This window comes from Paraburkholderia sp. Clong3 (assembly GCF_050436485.1).
GTDB classification, from domain to species: domain Bacteria; phylum Pseudomonadota; class Gammaproteobacteria; order Burkholderiales; family Burkholderiaceae; genus Paraburkholderia; species Paraburkholderia tuberum.
Map to the genome: position 1 here is coordinate 460,125 of NZ_JBNDMH010000004.1, position 16,915 is coordinate 477,039.

A 16,915-nucleotide genomic window follows, 5' to 3' on the forward strand; every position below is an offset into this window, starting at 1 on the left:
CACCCGGCGATTTCCGGCACGGAGGCCAGCATGGAACACAATAGCACGGTGTACGTTGGACTCGATGTTCACAAGGAATCGATCACGGTCGCCTATTCGATCGATGCCGGCGAAGTCGAGTTGCTCGACAAGATAGGAACGACCCCGGCAGAGATTGATCGGCTGTGCAAGCGGCTGCAATCGAAGGCACGGCGCGTGTGCGTGGTGTATGAGGCAGGTCCCTGTGGCTATGGTCTGTACCGGCGACTGGTCGAGCAGGGTTTCGAGTGCATGGTCTGTGCGCCGTCACTGATTCCAAGGAAGCCGGGTGAGCGCGTGAAGACCGACCGGCGCGACGCAATCAAGCTGGTGCGGGCGCTACGTGCGGGTGACCTCTCGGCCGTGTACGTGCCTGGCGTTGAAGATGAAGCGTTTCGGGATCTGGCTCGCGCGTGGGCATGCGCGCGGGATGACCTCAGACAGGCACGGCATCGACTGAAGTCCTTCCTGCTCGCGCACGGCGTGCGCTATACCGGCAACGCCAACTGGGGCCCCGCCCATCGACGCTGGCTGAGTGAGCATACGTTTGACAGCGAGTGGCAACAACTGGCGTTTAACGAACACCGGCGCACGATCGAGGACCGGCTTGCGCAATGCGAGCGTCTCGAGACCGCCTTGCGCGAGGCGGTGATCAACTGGCGGTTCTATCCGGCCGTACTCGGGTTGCAGGCGATGCGCGGTGTGCAATTCGTCACGGCCGTCGGAATGCTCTCGGAACTTGGTGACCTATCACGATTTGAACATCCCCGTCAGTTGATGGCATGGCTAGGAGTGACACCGTCGGAATATTCCTCGGGCGGCAAGCGGCGTCAGGGCAGCATTACCAAGACCGGCAACAGCTACGCCAGAAAGCTGCTGGTCGAGGCGGCCTGGAGTTACCGGCATCCGGCGCGCGTGAGCCGCGACATCCAGTGCAGGCACGAGGGCATCCCAAAGGCCATCATTGATCGTGCCTGGGACGCACAGGTACGGTTGTGCCGACGGTATCGCAAGCTGGCCGCACGCGGCAAACACGTCAATATCGCGGTGGTTGCCATAGCCCGCGAACTGGCGGGTTTCATCTGGGACGTTGGCCGTCTGGCGATGTCGCTCGCCATACCGCACAATGCAAAGGCAGCGTAAGCGTAAGCTGGCCTGTCACGCAACCACCAACGATATTGCACGAGTTTCCTGAAGGCGGCGTAGCCCGGCACTCGAGTAACCCGCGGAGGTATTTCGCAACAGGCATCACCAATTTGCGGCGGAAGAAAGCGGCAGGCTCATGAGGCGGACCCCTGTAATGCGGTACCCAACCCGCGGATATCAGATCCTATGAAGCGAGGGCCTCGACGTGCTGACGTCTAAAATCAGCTTGCCGAGGTTTGCTTACAGGAGAACATCATGCGTACCGATCAGGCATACACGGGTCATGGTGACGTACTCGTGCTGGCAGTGTCGCTGGAACTGGCGGCGGCCAAATGGAAAGTCGCGCTTCACGACGGCCGGCGCGAGAAGCCGGCCGTGCACACCCTCGCACAACCACAGGCCGCAGCGCGTCTGCAGGCGGTCCTGGACCTGATCGAGGCACACAAGGAGAAGTGGTCGCTGCCGGCCGGCGTACGCACGGTCGTGAACTACGAGGCCGGGCAGGACGCGTTCTGGATCTGTCGCGCGCTGCAGGTGCACGGCATCGAGTGCTACGTCATCGATCCGGCCAGCACCCCGGTTGAACGTCACAGACGGCGCGCGAAGACCGACCGGCTCGATGTAATCAAGCTGGTGATCAATCTGCGCGCATGGCTGCGCGGCGAGCGCGACCGCATGCACGTTGTGCACGTGCCGTCACCGCAGGATGAGGCATCGCGCCAGCTGATGCGCGAGCGCGGCCAACTGCAGAAGGAAGTGCTGCAGCACCGCGACCGGATGCGCAAGCTCCTGGTCACGCTCGGTTGCTGGGATGCGGTCGATCACCGTACCTTCGCCAAGCGGCTCGAACGCGAGGAGGTGCGCTGCCATGACGGAGCGCCGTTACCGCACGAGCTGCGTGAGCGTTTAATGCGCGAGTGCGAACGCCTCGCACTCGTCGAACAACAACTTGCGGCGCTGGAGAAGACGCGACAGGCAAACGTACCGGCACCCGCGCGCCAGCGTTGCGATGCGCTGGCGCGCCTGCAGGGGATTGGCGAAGTAGGCGCCTCGCGCCTTGCCCTCGAGCTATTCTGGCGAGAGTTCGACAACCGCCGCGAAGTCGGTGCGTGCATCGGGCTCGTGCCACAGCCCTACGACAGTGGCGAAAGCCAGGTCGACCAGGGGATCAGCAAACAGGGAAACCGGCGGGTGCGCGCGCTGCTGATCGAGATGGCCTGGACCTGGCTTCGCTACCAGCCCGGCAGCGCATTGGCGAAATGGTTTAACCACCGCACACAAGGTACGGGACCGAACCGACGCGCGCGACGCATCGCCATCGTCGCGGTCGCGCGACGTCTTGCCATTGCGCTGTGGCGCTATCTGAAAGACGGCGTCATCCCTGACGGCGCACAGCTGAAGTCCACATAAGCCCCTACAGTTTGGCAGGAAGGAGATAAAGGTTTGGCCAGGCAGTGACGTGGCAAACATGGTTGAAGTGAACATCCCGTGGTCACACTGGGTTGCTGAAGCAACCGAATACTTTCAGATGGGGCATGTTCCCGGGGCAAATGATTCCGGCGTAACGCGCATGCAGGATAAGGCTGGTGATACGCCAGCGGATAGAAGGCGGTGAGAATGCTGGTTCTTCTCACGAGCGCAAGGGCGGCTTCAGACCAAACACAGGTCAGACAGGTTATGGAAATTTCGGGAAAAGGGATCTTGACAGAAGTCTGCTCATAGAAGTGTGACCCACCGTCGAGACTTACTGCTACGCCGCCCTCAGGAAATTCACGCGCGTATGGAGTCAAACCGAAAAAACCTATCCCGATTGACACGGAAAATGGAATGAACGCCTCCCACCCGAGTGGCGTGGAAGCCACGAAAAACGTCGATTCTCGCGAGGTAACAGGGGCCATCGGGTATCCCCCGTCCGGAGGATCATGAGGGCCATAGGGCCAACCAACCGGAGGAGGATTCAAAATGAAACTCACGCCAGTGGGAGTCGACATTGCCAAGAACGTATTCCAGATCCATTACGTGAATGCGGAAACGGGCGAGATCGTGAACAGGCAGATCAAGCGAGCCAGGTTTCTGGAGTACTTTGCGAACCTGGCCCCCTGCCTGATCGGCATGGAAGCCTGCGGCGGGTCGCAGCACTGGGCGCGGCGGCTGCTCGAAATGGGGCATCAGGTGAAGCTGATGCCGGCAAAATTCGTCAAGGCCTTCAACATCGGCAACAAGAACGACCCGGCTGATGCGCGCGCAATCTGGCTGGCGGTGCAGCAGCCCGGCAAAGCGGTGGCGGTGAAGACCGAAGCGCAGCAGGCCGTGCTGGCGCTCCACCGCATGCGGCAGCAACTCGTGAAGTTCCGCACAATGCAAATCAACAGCCTGCGAGGTTTGCTGACCGAGTACGGTGAGGTGATGGGTAAAGGCCGGTCCAGGTTGGATAAGGCAATAGCAGGCGTACTTGAGAAGTTGACCGAGCGGTTGCCCACGGTACTCATTGAGACGCTACGCGAGCAGTGGAACGGGCTGGAAATGCTGGACCGGCAGATTGCCGAGATAGAGCGACGCCTTCAGGAGTGGATGAAACAGGACAAAGCATGCAAGAGCATCGCCGCGGTACCCGGCGTAGGTCTGCTGACGGCGACGGCAGCAGTTGCGACGATGGGTGATCCCAAGTCGTTCAGATCGGGGCGCGAGTTTGCCGCCTGGCTCGGTTTGGTACCCCGACAAACGGGTTCCGGCGGCAAGGTGCTCTTGCTGGGGATCAGGAAACGGGGAGATACGTATCTGCGCACACTCTTGATTCACGGCGCCCGCAGTGTGCTGTACAACGCGAAGGATCCCGGGACATGGGTTGAGCGCATCGGAAAGCGGCGACCACCAAACGTGGTACTCGTAGCCCTGGCTAACAAGATGGCTCGGACAATCTGGGCGATCCTTGCCCATGATCGGCCGTACGAGAAGGGTTTCATAAGCGCGAAACCCGCATGAACCATGTACCCTGCGCAGAACGTATTTACCATCTGGTAAGGACCCACATCTCGAAGAGGTTGCGTCGGCGATTGAGTGCGATGACGAATCAGGTCGGACCGTGACTCGCTAAACCTGCATATGACAGGGGGCTCCGAGCTCTTACGGAAAATGAGGTGCGAGTCAGCGGATTTCATCGGGGCCCGCAGCCACTATCAGGCTGCAACAAGGCCGGATATAAAGCTGCAGCCCAACCTAAGTTACGTCAAAGCGCACAAATGCCTCGCAAACGGGAGGCGTTCATATAAAGTCATATTAATATCTTTACCGTGCGGTGGATAAGGCGGGCAATACCATTGACTTTCTGTTCAGAGCTAGGCGGGACAAGGCTGCTGCGCGGCGCTTCTTCGAAAAGGCAATCGGTCAGAACGGTTCGCCCGAGACGGTGACCATCGACAAAAGCGGCTCCAATCTGGCCGCGCTTAACGCGGTGAATGCCGAGCGCAACATGCCCATCAAGGTTCGTCAGATCAAGTATTTGAACAACATCGTGGAGCAGGACCATCGGGCCATCAAACGCCGAACCCGACCGATGCTCGGATTCAAGGATTTCAACTGTGCGCGTGTCATTCTGAGTGGCATCGAATTAATGCACATGATCAAGAAAGGACAGCTGCAATGTTCTGGCAACAGTCCGCTGTCTGCCGCCCAGCAATTTTACTCGTTGGTTTCATAAGCTATCCTTCGCATATCGCCTTTGTTTGTCCTGCCTGCCTTAATGCGACGGAACCACCAGTTCCGCCTTCCACTGCGCAACCGAAGCACGATACTCAAGCTGGCCGTTACGAGTTGCAGCGTTACGTGTCAGTTCCCGTGAGACCGTTGACGGGCTGCGTCCAATACGGCGAGCAATCTCTCGGACCCCGACGCCCTGGAACGAAAGTAGTCCAATCTCTTTTCGCTCCGCGAACGACAAGTACCTCCCGGATATCGGGCTCGACATGGAAAGTGGCATGCCACCATTATGACGGAACCAGCGAGTGCCTACTGCCTGCGACACGCCAGCCGCCTCTGCTGCTCTCTCGCTCGTGATACCGGTGGCAATCTGCTTCCAAAATAGACGCTCGATCTCACGCCGATGCGACGGTGCACCTGGCGAGCGCCTCGCCCTGTCAACTTCTGCATCCACCCCGCTGGTCGTCCCATAAACACCTCCTCGATTAAAGGTGTTGCGACGACCGGTTGAATCCGCCCAGTAGCAAGCGATGAATACCAGGCCTTGCTGAAGCAGCATCACGTGGTTTGCAGCATGAGCCGCAAGGGGAATTGCTGGGACAACTCGGTAATGGAGCGGTTCTTCCTGAACCTGAAAATGGAGCGCGTGTGGCAGCGCCAGTACGCCAACCAAGACGAGGCACGGCGCGACATCAACCAGTACATCGTCGGTTTCTACAATGCCGTACGTTAGCACTCGACTTTGGGCTATCTGTCGCCCGCCGCCTATGAGGCGAAACCGACAGTGAAAGAACCTATTTGCCTGTCCGAAATAACTTGACCACTACACTGGAACTGGCATTGCGTGAATCTGTCATCAGCTGGCGGTTTTACCCAGTTGTACTCGCATTGCAGGCTATGCGCGGGATTAACTTCACGTCGGCGATCGGCCTGGTCTCCGAGCTGGGTGAGCTGTCGCGCTTCGAGCATCCGCGACAGCTCATGACGTGGCTCGGCGTGACGCCTTCTGAGCACTCCTCAGGTGGAAAGCGGCGGCAGCCGCTTTCTCAAATCCTTCAATCACCAGCATCTGGTTACATACTCGCATGGCCACACACTCTGTCCAGCCGGTGGCGATATCAGTCAGCGTGAGGGTGTGGACGAACTCGCTGTCGGTCTTCGAGCCGCCGCAGTGTTCGACCATATCGATCTCGAAGAAGCCCGGTGGCGGATCGCGCCAGTCGACGAAAGTACGCACCGGAATGCAGCGCCGGATGGCCGAGCCCACACTCGTGCGCCGTTTGCGCTGCCCATCGATGTGCGCACGCGCATTGGCCAGCATGCGATCGATGGTCGCCGCGCTGACCTGAAGGAGTTTGGCCTTGACGACCGGGTCCAGGTCGAGATGGCCGTGCCGCTCCATGGCATCAACCAGCTTCGGGATCAACGCCTTCAGTCGCTTGCCGCAAACCCGGTCGGCTGCTTCCCACAATACCGTCAGCGCCTAGCGTACCACCTCGTCGTACAGCCGGTTGCGCTCGCGCGTCCCCTTTGCCGCGTCGGGCTCTTCCCGTAGCAGCCGAATGGCGTGCTTGCGGTGATACCCGGTCAGAGCCACGAACTCATCGAGAATCCTGATCCGGTCGCTTTATCGAAAGCAGCTCGCGACCCGGTTTGAAGCCTGGCGTCTTTTCGCCGGTCCCACCCACAATCCGTCTGCTGTTTTCTGAGCGATTGTATCGCCTGCACACGATTTGTTCGGTGATCGGCAACCTGACAAAGCCCTCTGCATCGGTTCCAGGCGTCCTTTAAAAAAATCTCCATGACAGGCAGGCAAACGAAATCCGTTGTGGCATCGTGCGCCCCGCGCTTCGCCAGCTATTTTGCAATCATTGTCTGAACCGCGCCAGCATCGGACCGCGCATTCAGTCGAGGTCGAACAATGCCCGGTCTGCCGGCCGCATGAGAGCACCATCCATCATCTGCCGAAACTCGGCTTCGTCCATGTCCCCGCGCTCAACCCGTCGCAGGACAGCCTCACCCACGAGCGTGAGCTTGCGCGCCCGGTCGGCTTTGCTCTCCCTGTATGCCTTGCGGCGCGCCTTGTCGGAAGCCTTCCGTGCCTCCTTCAGCGCGTTCAGTTTCTGCTCCGTCGTGGCGATGCGGTCTTTCAACAATGTCATCGGGTGCTCCTTACAGGGGTTCGGGGAAAGGGTATGCGGCCCGGGCATCTGCCCCCGCCGCCTCGCATCGGCTGCGCATTCTGCAAACGGTCCAGACGGACAAGGTGTAACCATACCATGCTCGTCCGCCACGGAAGTCTCGTGCGGCCGCGCGACGGCGCTGCCGCTTCCCGGTTCACGCCAGTCACGGAAAATGGATCAGCATAAGAGCCAACAGCCCGCGCTGGCGTCACTGTCAGGTCATCCAGAACCATTTCCTGCGTTACGCAAATGTCTTTACGATCAACTGGTTGCGGGTTTCGATCGTGATCAACCGCAGCACGGTTGAGAGAGCGTGTGAGACTGGATGAATGGCGGTAACCAGACGCGCGATGCGAAGATGTGTGTCGTTGCGTGAAGGTGCCCGCAGCGGCAATGAATGGCCGATTACGTTGCAGTGGCGATCACAGAAGGCAACGACCTTGTCGCCCTTGAGCTGCTTGTGTCCGCTGTACCCCAAGTTGTCGCCGCCTTTTTTCGCCGCAGTGGTGGTGCCGTCACCGTGAATGACCGTGAGGTCAAGCGGCCCGTCCTGATGAAGCTTGCGCACCGAGCCGGCAAAAATCCTGTCGATACAGCCATCGGCCTCCCACCGCCGCAGCCCCCGATAGATACGCGTGTAGTGAATTTCAGGGCAACCTCCGGAATTTTTTCGATCGGCAGTGCCTTCCACTGACAGCCCGTGTACAGCAGTTGCAGGATGTAGTTGAAGATCTTGTGCAACGCCAGCGTCGGTGGCGGTCCGCGTCGGCCCCGGCTCAGATGCGGCAAGACAAATTGCTCGAACTCTGCCTCACTCAATTTCGTTGGAATCGCATACCAGCATTGACTTTCAGCCATCCGCAATGTCCGCAAATCTGGACTATAACCGATCTGGCAGCGCAGATCACCAACTCTAGTCCTGACGCGGCTCGCAGACAAATCTAGCCGCGTCAGAAAACCCGCAACCAGTTGTAACTGACCACAGCGCCAACGTGACAAAGCCGCTGAAGTCTATGTCGTGAAGCTGACACCGATTCTGCCCAAAACCGAACACTACGGTAATCGAAATATTCTGCTCGTGGCGTTGCAGCTCCTGGTTTTCGGGCGTTTTTGGGTACGGCTCGTTGCAAGCGCTTTTCGCTGGCGCAACAATTGCGTATAAGACAACTGATCTCTTATCCCATGCTTGTCTCCTGCGGGATCTGCTGAAGGCGAAGACAGGCTCCGCCCAACTTCGAAGTTGTTGCGAAATTAGTGAGAACCCAGTTCAAAACCCCCTTGAGGGGATGCTAACCTTCTCGGCGAGTTGTTAACCTTGGGCACCTGTACAACGGAAGTCCAAGAATGGAAGCGCCGGTCATTGACGACGACTTGTGAACGCTGATCGAACCATTACTGCCGCGCCCGAAGCTACGGGGGAAGCACGATCCTGGTCGCCCGCGCGTGTCCGATCGCGCGACGCTCAACGGCAACCTGTCGTGATGAAGACAGGAATGTGCTGGAACCACCTGTCGACGCGATTGGGGTTCGGCTCAGGCGCAACTTGTTGGCGCCGACTGCACGACTGGCAGGAAGCCGGCGTATGGGACAGTCTGCACGAACTGCTGCTGGCGAGACTACGCGAGGCAGGCCAGTTCGACCGCTCGTATGCTGCCGTCGATTCTTCGTCGGTGCGAGCCGTTGGGGCAGGCGAAAAACTGGTCCGAACCCCCACAGATCGCGGGCGCCCCGGTTCCAAACGCCACATCCTCGTAGACGCCAGCGGCGTGCCGGTCAGTCCGGTCCTGACAGGCGCGAATGCTCACGACGTCACGCAGTTGTTGCGGCTCGTCGATGCGATTCCACAGATTCGTGGCGTGCGCGGTCGTCCGCTCCAAACGTCCAAGACTCTCTATGCCGATCGCGGCTACGATTCTGATTCCCACCGTCATGAACTGCGCCAGCGCGGTATCAACCCGGGGATCGCGAATCGCCGCAGTGAACACGGTAGCGGCCTGGGCAAATTTCGCTGGGTCGTCGAACGAACTTACTCCTGGCTCCACAACTTTCGTCGTCTTCGTATGCGCTTCGAGCGTTGTGCCAACATTCATAGCGTTCTTGAAACTCGGCTGCTCTCTCGTCTGCTGGAATATCTTCAGGCGTACAGAGCAGGCTTTTTGAATTGGCCTATAAAACAAAGGCTTGAGACGGGGCCGGCAAGTCAAGGCACAAGTCAAAGACATAAAGGCATCGTGAACATGTGCGTATTCCACGAGCGTGTGGACGCCTGCGAGGCAAGCGATCGGGCTTGGCGAGGCACTCCCCCGGCGAATTGCTTCAGCGTGTTCGTTGGCAGTGGTACGCTCGCCGTCAGGTGCGCTCAGTTGGCAATGGATATGGGACACGTCATTGGCGCGGCGCTGTGCGCCGACGCGATATTCGCCGATTGGACGGCTCGCGCCAATATCTTGTGCCTGGACAATGTCGAAGAACTCGCTACGCTTCTGAAATTCGAGCCGGCGAAGTGGTTTTTTTTCGTTGTCAATCCGTTCGTATTGCCCGCGAAAGTGACGGGGCGGGTGCGACAAGGCGCGTTCAACTATTACGACGGGCCATTGCCGCGATATGCGGGAACGCATGCGACGCCCTGGGCGCTTTTGGCCTAGGAAAGCGAACATGGCATCACTTGGCACCATATTGATGGTGGTGTTGATACGGGCGATGTGGCGGTTCAACGCCAGGTGCTGATAGCGCCCGCCGACACGGCATTGACCTTGAGCCTTATATGTTATGAAGCCGCGGCCGACGGCTTCCACAAGCTTCTGACTGGCTTGGCGAACGGAGAACTTACAGGCCGTCCGCAGCCCGTGATGGACAGAACCTATTTTCCGAGTCACCGCCGTTCAGATGCTGGGGGCTGTCTGCGATGGGATCGAAGTGCGCAGGATTTGTCGGCGATGGCGCGCGCCCTAGACTTTGGGCCTTATGATCCCAATCCCCGCAGTTTGTCCAAGGACATTCTAGGCGATGACGCAGTCGGCGTCCGGCGCCTGACGGTACTGCCTCAAGACGCGGTCGTTGCGGCAGGTGGCCTGCTTGAAATCCACCCCGACCACTGGCGTGTGGCGACGAGTACGCAGGATGTTGATGTCTGGTTTGGCAGCCCGGACGATCAGGTTCTGGACGCGCGAGTTCTCGCTATGGACGGCGGTCTGGCTGCAGGCGATCGCCGTTCGATATTGAGCGATGCACAGGCACGGAGTTTGACAGCTATCTATGAAGAGTTGGCGCCTCGGGAGGACTTCTGGCGAGCGCGCCTAAAGAAGCATAAACATTGCAGCTTCCTTGCGTGTCGTCGTCCGTAGTCGTGGCGCCGGCCAGTTGGCAGTCGGGTTCGTGGCAGGTAGCAAGTGTGCTGGCTGATCTGCCTGCCAGTGATCGTGTGGGGTGGTTAATAGCTGCGTGGCTACCCTAGCTTGCGCGCATCACGGGTGAAACAGAGCTTCAACTGGGCTGGACGCCAGTGCGGAACGGGGAGGGCGTCGGGTTGAAGGCGGTCAACGCTTTTTGCTTCTGTCGTGCCGATGGAAATTACCATGATCTCGCGCAGGCTTTTGAAGAAATGCGCAAAGCCGTGGTGGCCGAATGCGCTTTGCTGAGGAAGCGCGACGGCTTTACGCGTGATCTTATCGCGCGCTGCCCGACCTTGCGGGGTATGGAGGTGCTACGGTCGCGCCGCCTCTGGCCGCTTGGTAATACGACTACTGCAAATGGTTGTTCTGCCTCTGACGATCTGACGCCGGGCCAGAGTGCTGGAGGAAGACGTTGCGGTGAGGTGCTGATGTTTGAGGTTTGTGCGCTGGATGGGAGCTTTCGGTGGCACTTTGATGCAAGTCGGCTGGCGCAGAGCAGTGATCACTTGACAATCCTTAGCGTTCCAAAAAATCGTCGAATTCCTGCCGGAGCTATGTCAACGGCCTTAAAGCGAGTGCGCTGGTGAAAAAGATCTCTAACGAACGGCTCAAAAGGCTCGGGGGGCAATTATGTCCAGTCCCAAGGGCCAAACCATGGTTTGTAACAACCTCCGGCCCCGATCCTGACATTGCACAAGTGCAGAACAAGCTGAAACTCGCCACGCAGATGTCGCCCGAAAGTTCACAAGAGCGGGGCGCAAGGGTGTCGAAGATCCCTACGATTGCGGTGCCAGTCGTTTTGCTGGGTACGCTCGCAATCATGAAGGCAGTGGATTTCTCGATCAGCGTGCCGTCGATGTTTGGTCTCGTACTCGCCATCGGTGTCGAGGGCTTGTTGCCGCGCGACGCAACCCACGAGACGATGGACCACCACAGGAGTACTGGCCGGCATGGCGCAAGCGGAGTTCGTGCCCGTTGCGTTAACGGGCGGCTCGGCCGGCGCGATTTATCGTCAGTTTCCCTACTATCGTCCAGCCAGGGCAAAAAACACCGCGTGAAATTCTATCATCCTTCCCGTCGTCTATTGATCATCGCAGGCGTGGTCATTATCTGCATCATTGTGTGGCAGATGCTCGAAGCCCTGCACAAGCCACCGAGCCATGTTGCAGCCGAGACGCCTGTCACAGTCGGCAATGTGCAGCGCGCCGACATTCCACTGCAACTCGACGCGCTCGGCACCGTCACGCCGCGCGCGACCGTCACCGTGAGAACGCAGGTCAACGGCACGCTCGAAGCGGTGCTCGTGAAGGAAGGCCGGCGCGTCAAAGCGGGGGAGGTCATTGCGCGGATCGACTCGCGCGCGCTGCGCGCGCAGTGGCTCGAAGCACAAGGCACGCTCGAACACGACGAAGCGCTGCTCGCGAATACGCGCGCTGACCTGACGCGCTACGAAAGGCTAATCGACGCCGGTGCGATATCGCGTCAAACGCTCGACACGCAGCGCGCGACGCTGCGTCAGTATCAGGGCACCGTCAAGGCGGACCAGGGCAGCGTGGCGAACCTGCGCGTGCTGGTGGGCTATTGCGACATCGTCGCGCCGATGGACGGCACCATCGGCCTGCTGTCCACCGACGCCGGCAACTACGTGACGACGAGCGACACGATGGGCATCGCGACCATCACGAGCGATTCGCCGACTACCGTCGTCTACGCGCTGCCTGAAGACAGGATGGGCGACGTGGTCGACGCATTCCACGACAAGGGGGCGTTGCCCGTCGACATCTTCGCGCGCGACAAGCGCACGGTGCTCGATCACGCGACGCTCGCCGCGATCGACAACCAGGCCGACACGACAACGGGCACGGTCAAGCTGAAAGCGAGCGCGCCGAACCGCGAAGGCCGGCTGTTCCCGAACCGCTTCGTCAACGTGCGGATGACGGTCGGCACGTTGCACGACGCGTTGACCGTGCCGACGGTCGCCGTCCAGCACGGCGCATCGGGCGACTTCGTGGTGACGCTGAGCGCCGCCGACGCAAAGCGCGGCGCAGGCAAAGTCGCCTTGCGCCGCGTGACGGCGGGCGTTGCGTACCACGATGCCACCGTGATCGAGCAAAGCAACCTAAAAGCGGGCGACGTGATTGTGCTGGATGGCGCGGACAAGCTCGACGACGGCAGCGCCGTGAAGATCGTTGGCCACTGACGCGCGCTTTCGAACCGACAGAAACCGATGGATATTTCCCGCCCGTTCATTCGCCGTCCTGTCGCGACGGGCCTGATGACGCTCGCCTTGCTGTTGGTCGGCCTGATCGCTTACCGGCTGATGCCCGTGTCCCCATTGCCCGAAATCGACTACCCGACGATTCAGGTCTACACGCAGTATCTGGGCGCATCGCCCGATGTGATCAGCACGTCCGTCACCGCGCCGCTCGAAAAGCAGTTCGGCCAGATGGCGGGACTCAAGCGCATGAACTCGACGAGTTCGCTGGGCGTGTCGCTCGTGACGCTGCAATTCCAGACCTCGACCCACCTCGACGACGCCGAACAGGAAGTGCAGGCCGCGATCAACAGCGCGAACAGCACGTTGCCGTCGAACCTGCCTTATCCGCCCGTCTACAGCAAGGTCAATCCCTCCGACACGGCCGTGCTCACGCTCGCCGTCACGTCCGATGCGTTGCCGCTCACCCGCGTCGAAGACCTGACGGATACGCGCATCGCGCAGAAGCTGTCGCAGGTGTCGGGCGTCGGGCTCGTAACGCTCTCGGGCGGCGCGCGGCCTGCTGTGCGCGTGCAAACCGACACGCGCGCGCTGAACGCGATGGGCCTGTCGCTCGAAGACGTGCGAACGGCTGTCGGCGACGCGAACGTGAGCAGCGCGAAGGGTACGATCGACGGCCCGTTGCAGGCGTTCACGATCGACGCAAACGATCAGCTCACATCCGCCGCCGATTACGCGGACCTGGTGCTCGTTTATCGTGGAACTTCCAGGAACAGCGCGCCCGTGCGTCTGTCGGATGTCGCGAAGCTCTCGGAGACCGCGGAGAACCCGCGCCAAGCCGCGTGGAGCGGCGCGACTCCCGCGATCGTCGTCAACGTGCAGCGGCAGCCCGGCGCGAACGTGATCGAGGTTGTGAACCGGATCGAAGCGCTGTTGCCGCAACTGCGCGCGTCGCTGCCCGCAACTGTGAAGACCAGCGTGCTCAGCGACCGCACGCAAACCATTCGCGCGTCGGTGCATGATGTGAAGATGGAACTGGCGGCGGCGATTGTGCTCGTCGTGATGGTCGTGTTCGTGTTTCTGCGGCGGCTCGAATTCACGTTGATTCCGGCCGTGACGGTGCCGTTCGTGCTGGTCGGTACGGTGGCGGGCATCTACGCGCTCGATTTCTCCGTCAACAACCTCACGCTGATGGCGCTGACGGTGGCGACCGGCTTCGTGGTCGACGACGCGATCGTGATGCTCGAAAACGTGATGCGCCACATCGAGAACGGCGAGACGCCGCTCGACGCCGCATTGAAGGGCGCGCGGCAGATCGGCTTCACGATTCTGTCGATCTCCGTGGCGCTGGTGGCCGTGCTGATTCCGCTGTTTTTCATGCCCGATGTGATCGGCCGCCTGTTCCGCGAATTCGCGCTGACGCTCGCGATTGCGATTGTGATTTCCGCGTGGGTGTCGCTGACGCTCACGCCGATGATGGCCGCCCGCATGCTGCGCGCGGACCATGCCGCAAGCGACAGCGATGCGAATGCCAACGACTGGCTCGCGCGTCTGAACCGGGGCTATCTACGCGCGCTCGACTGGGCGTTCGCGCATCGTTTGACGGTGCTCGGGCTGGTGGCCGTCGCCACGCTGCTGACAGGCGTGCTGTTCATGTTGCTGCCGAAGGGGCTGTTTCCTGTGCAGGACACAGGTTTGATCGAAGGGATTTCACTGGGGTCGCCGCGTGCTTCGTTCGAGCGGATGGCGGCTTCGACGCACATGCTGGCGGGCCGCATTGCGAGCGACGACGCGGTGGCGAATGTGTCGTCTTTCGTCGGCATCGACCAGAACAATCCGACCATCAACCAGGCGCGCGTGCTGATCAGCCTGAAGGACAATGGCGCGGTGAGCCGCGATGTGATCGACAGGCTCACGCGCGACGCGGCGCAGCGCGCGGATCTCAAGCTTTATCTGCATCCCGTGCAGGACCTGACGCTCGATGATCAGATCAATGCGAACAGCTACCGCATCGGCGTGCAGGCCACCGACCGCGCGGAGCTGGCCGACTGGACACAGCGCCTGCTCGCCGCATTGCGTGCCGATCCGATGTTCACGGATGTGCATAGCCAGGCGCAGCAGCAAGGCAACGTGCTGAAGTTTGACTTCGACCGCGCGACGGCGTCGCGTCTTGGCCTGTCGGCGCAGGACATCGACAACGCGCTATACGACGCATTCGGCGACCGGCAGATTTCGACCATCTATACGCACGTCAACCAGTATCACGTGACGCTGGGCGCGGATGTGCGGCTCGTTGGCGAGTCGCCGCTCGCGTTGCTCGATGGGCTTTACGTGGGGACGTCGAGCAGTTCATCTTCTTCGTCTTCATCTTCCACTTCGACCAGCGCTTCGTCGTCTTCGCTTGCGCCGCTGTCGAGCATCGCCAGCGCGACAATCGGCGCCGCGCCGCTGACGATTCAACGCCAGGCGCAGTTCCCGTATGCGGACGTCTCGTTCAATCTCGCTGACGACGTGACGCTCGGCACGGCGATCAACAGCATCGAAGCCATTCAGGCAAAGCTGAACCCGCCTGCCAGCGTGCAGATGAACCTCGAAGGCGCAGCGCAGCTTTACAGCGCGTCGCTCGGCAACGAAGCGCTGCTGCTGGTCGGCGCGCTGGTGGCCGTGTACATCCTGCTCGGCATCCTGTACGAAAGCCTCGTGCATCCGCTGACGATTCTCTCGACGCTGCCTTCCGCCGCATGCGGCGCGCTCGCGGCGCTGCTGCTGTGCGGGGGCGAGCTGGACATCATCGGCCTGATCGGCATTGTGCTGCTGGTCGGCATTGTGATGAAGAACGCGATCATGATGATCGACTTCGCGCTCGAACAGGAACGCACGCTCGGTCTCGCCGCGAGCGACGCGATGCGCCTCGCGTGCGAACTGCGCTTCCGCCCGATCCTGATGACGACCTGCGCGTCGCTGTTCGGCGCGCTGCCGCTCGCGCTCGGGACCGGCACGGGCCACGAACTGCGGCAGCCGCTCGGCATTGCGATCATCGGCGGGCTGGTGGTGAGCCAGTTGCTCACGCTGCTCTCGACGCCCGTAATCTTCCTCGCGCTGCATCGTTTCGCGACACGTGCCGCCATCACGCCGTCCGACGATGCGAACGCGAGCTAGTGCCCCGTTTCGCTGATTCGCGAACAAAGTCTGTGTAGCTTTTCGAGGATGGAATCAGCGGAAGCGGTCCACATGAATGGTTTGCAGTTTTCGTTGTAGTGGGAAACGAACTGATCGATACGCGTGATCAGTTGTTTGACCGATCCAAACGAGCCATCGGCGGATGGGCTTGTCGGTGATCAGCGCAAAGAAGTGTTCGACCTGGTTAAGCCACGAACTGTAGGTGGGAATGAAATGCATGTGCCAGGGCTTTGCTGCCAGCCACGCCTTAACCTTGGGATGCTTGTGACTGCCATAGTTGTCCACGATGCAGTGCACGTCGAGTTCAGCCGGCACAGCCTTGTCGAGTTCGCGCAGAAACAACAGGAACTCCTGATGCCGGTGGCGCGGTTTGCAGGTGGCGAGCACTGCGCCATTGAGTACGTTCAGGGCGGCGAGCAGTGTTGTGGTGCCGTGACGAACGTAGTCGTGGGTAACCCCTTCGACGTAGCCGAAGCCGATCGACAGCATGGGTTGCGTGCGTTCGAGCGCCTGGCATTGGCTCTTCTCGTCCACGCACAGGACCAGCGCGTTCTCGGGCGGGCTCAGGTACAGGCCGACCACATCGCGCAGTTTCTCGATGAAGAATTGATCGGTCGAGAGCTTGAAGCTTTCACTGCGATGCGGTTGCAGGCCCAGCAGCTTGAAGTAACGGCGCACACTCGTCGGCGAGATAGCTGTTTCGGCGGCAATCGTGCGCACGCTCCAGTGCGTGGAGCCATCCGCAGGCCTGGTGTGCAGGGTCTTGTGAATCAGTTGGTCCAGTCGCTCGTCGTCAATCGTGCGCGGCTTGCCGGAACGTACTTCGTCATACAGCCCGTTGATGCGATGCTCCAGAAACCGGATAGCCACTTGCCCACCGTGGCACGCGTGAGTTGCAGGCGCTGGGCAATTGCGCTGTTGGGCTCCCCCGCAGCAGCTGCCAGCACGATGCGCGTACGTGTCACCAGCGCCGCCGAAATGAGCGCGAACGCGCTATCGAGGTCAGTTGCGAGCGCTCATCTTCACTCAACACCAGTTCGGCCTTCGGTCGTCCCATTGGCATGCTTATATCTCCCGTTCCGTTG

The 16,915-nt window shown here is 60.4% G+C and carries 11 protein-coding genes and 7 pseudogenes; 13 read left to right on the plus strand and 5 right to left on the minus strand.

The window, feature by feature from the left end; all coding sequences use genetic code 11:
• Window positions 1–30: 30 nt before the first annotated feature.
• From OKW30_RS40410 to OKW30_RS40425, 4 genes and pseudogenes are all read left to right on the plus strand, one after another.
• Complete coding sequence (locus tag OKW30_RS40410; RefSeq protein WP_429349546.1) at window positions 31–1,161, plus strand: IS110 family transposase; 1,131 nt, start codon at window positions 31–33, stop codon at window positions 1,159–1,161.
• 258 nt (window positions 1,162–1,419) lie between these two features.
• Window positions 1,420–2,574 (plus strand): IS110 family transposase, encoded by a 1,155-nt coding sequence (locus tag OKW30_RS40415; RefSeq protein ID WP_429332816.1) that lies wholly within the window; start codon window positions 1,420–1,422, stop codon window positions 2,572–2,574.
• A gap of 552 nt (window positions 2,575–3,126) precedes the next feature.
• Window positions 3,127–4,146, plus strand: coding sequence for an IS110 family transposase (locus OKW30_RS40420; RefSeq protein WP_429349547.1), 1,020 nt, complete (start codon window positions 3,127–3,129; stop codon window positions 4,144–4,146).
• Window positions 4,147–4,444: 298 nt separating this feature from the next.
• Window positions 4,445–4,861, plus strand: a pseudogene (locus OKW30_RS40425) (IS6 family transposase); the annotation flags it as partial.
• A gap of 54 nt (window positions 4,862–4,915) precedes the next feature.
• On the opposite strand, the pseudogene OKW30_RS40430 reads toward OKW30_RS40425, so the two are convergent.
• Window positions 4,916–5,314, minus strand: a pseudogene (locus OKW30_RS40430) (helix-turn-helix domain-containing protein); the annotation flags it as partial.
• Between the two features lie 69 nt (window positions 5,315–5,383).
• Here OKW30_RS40430 and OKW30_RS40435 point away from each other — a divergent pair.
• Window positions 5,384–5,680: pseudogene (locus OKW30_RS40435) on the plus strand (integrase core domain-containing protein); the annotation flags it as partial.
• Between the two features lie 8 nt (window positions 5,681–5,688).
• Window positions 5,689–5,898, plus strand: a pseudogene (locus OKW30_RS40440) (transposase); the annotation flags it as partial.
• Here the strand turns inward: OKW30_RS40440 and OKW30_RS40445 are convergent.
• The 3 genes from OKW30_RS40445 to OKW30_RS40455 form a co-directional block, all read right to left on the minus strand.
• Window positions 5,840–6,331 carry a hypothetical protein gene (locus OKW30_RS40445; protein ID WP_429349638.1) on the minus strand — a complete coding sequence of 164 codons (492 nt, stop codon included), beginning with the start codon at window positions 6,329–6,331 and terminating at the stop codon, window positions 5,840–5,842. The pseudogene OKW30_RS40440 and the gene OKW30_RS40445 sit on opposite strands and share 59 nt — an antisense overlap.
• Window positions 6,332–6,764: 433 nt before the next feature.
• Window positions 6,765–7,022 (minus strand): hypothetical protein, encoded by a 258-nt coding sequence (locus OKW30_RS40450; protein ID WP_429349548.1) that lies wholly within the window; start codon window positions 7,020–7,022, stop codon window positions 6,765–6,767.
• Between the two features lie 262 nt (window positions 7,023–7,284).
• Entirely contained in the window at window positions 7,285–7,734 is a 450-nt protein-coding gene (locus tag OKW30_RS40455) for a hypothetical protein (protein WP_429349549.1), read from the minus strand.
• Window positions 7,735–8,423: 689 nt separating this feature from the next.
• Here OKW30_RS40455 and OKW30_RS40460 point away from each other — a divergent pair.
• From OKW30_RS40460 to OKW30_RS40490, 7 genes and pseudogenes are all read left to right on the plus strand, one after another.
• Window positions 8,424–9,203 (plus strand): annotated as a pseudogene (locus tag OKW30_RS40460) (IS5 family transposase).
• Between the two features lie 203 nt (window positions 9,204–9,406).
• Complete coding sequence (locus OKW30_RS40465; protein ID WP_429349550.1) at window positions 9,407–9,688, plus strand: hypothetical protein; 282 nt, start codon at window positions 9,407–9,409, stop codon at window positions 9,686–9,688.
• A 204-nt stretch (window positions 9,689–9,892) separates the two neighbouring features.
• Window positions 9,893–10,387 carry a hypothetical protein gene (locus tag OKW30_RS40470; RefSeq protein WP_429349551.1) on the plus strand — a complete coding sequence of 165 codons (495 nt, stop codon included), beginning with the start codon at window positions 9,893–9,895 and terminating at the stop codon, window positions 10,385–10,387.
• 182 nt (window positions 10,388–10,569) lie between these two features.
• Entirely contained in the window at window positions 10,570–11,022 is a 453-nt protein-coding gene (locus OKW30_RS40475) for a hypothetical protein (protein ID WP_429349552.1), read from the plus strand.
• Between the two features lie 173 nt (window positions 11,023–11,195).
• Window positions 11,196–11,454 (plus strand): annotated as a pseudogene (locus OKW30_RS40480) (efflux RND transporter permease subunit); the annotation flags it as partial.
• 35 nt (window positions 11,455–11,489) lie between these two features.
• Window positions 11,490–12,635, plus strand: coding sequence for an efflux RND transporter periplasmic adaptor subunit (locus OKW30_RS40485; protein WP_429349553.1), 1,146 nt, complete (start codon window positions 11,490–11,492; stop codon window positions 12,633–12,635).
• A gap of 27 nt (window positions 12,636–12,662) precedes the next feature.
• Window positions 12,663–15,809, plus strand: coding sequence for an efflux RND transporter permease subunit (locus OKW30_RS40490; RefSeq protein WP_429349554.1), 3,147 nt, complete (start codon window positions 12,663–12,665; stop codon window positions 15,807–15,809).
• Here OKW30_RS40490 and OKW30_RS40495 read toward each other — a convergent pair.
• Window positions 15,806–16,893, minus strand: a pseudogene (locus OKW30_RS40495) (IS630 family transposase). The gene OKW30_RS40490 and the pseudogene OKW30_RS40495 sit on opposite strands and share 4 nt — an antisense overlap.
• Window positions 16,894–16,915: the final 22 nt, after the last annotated feature.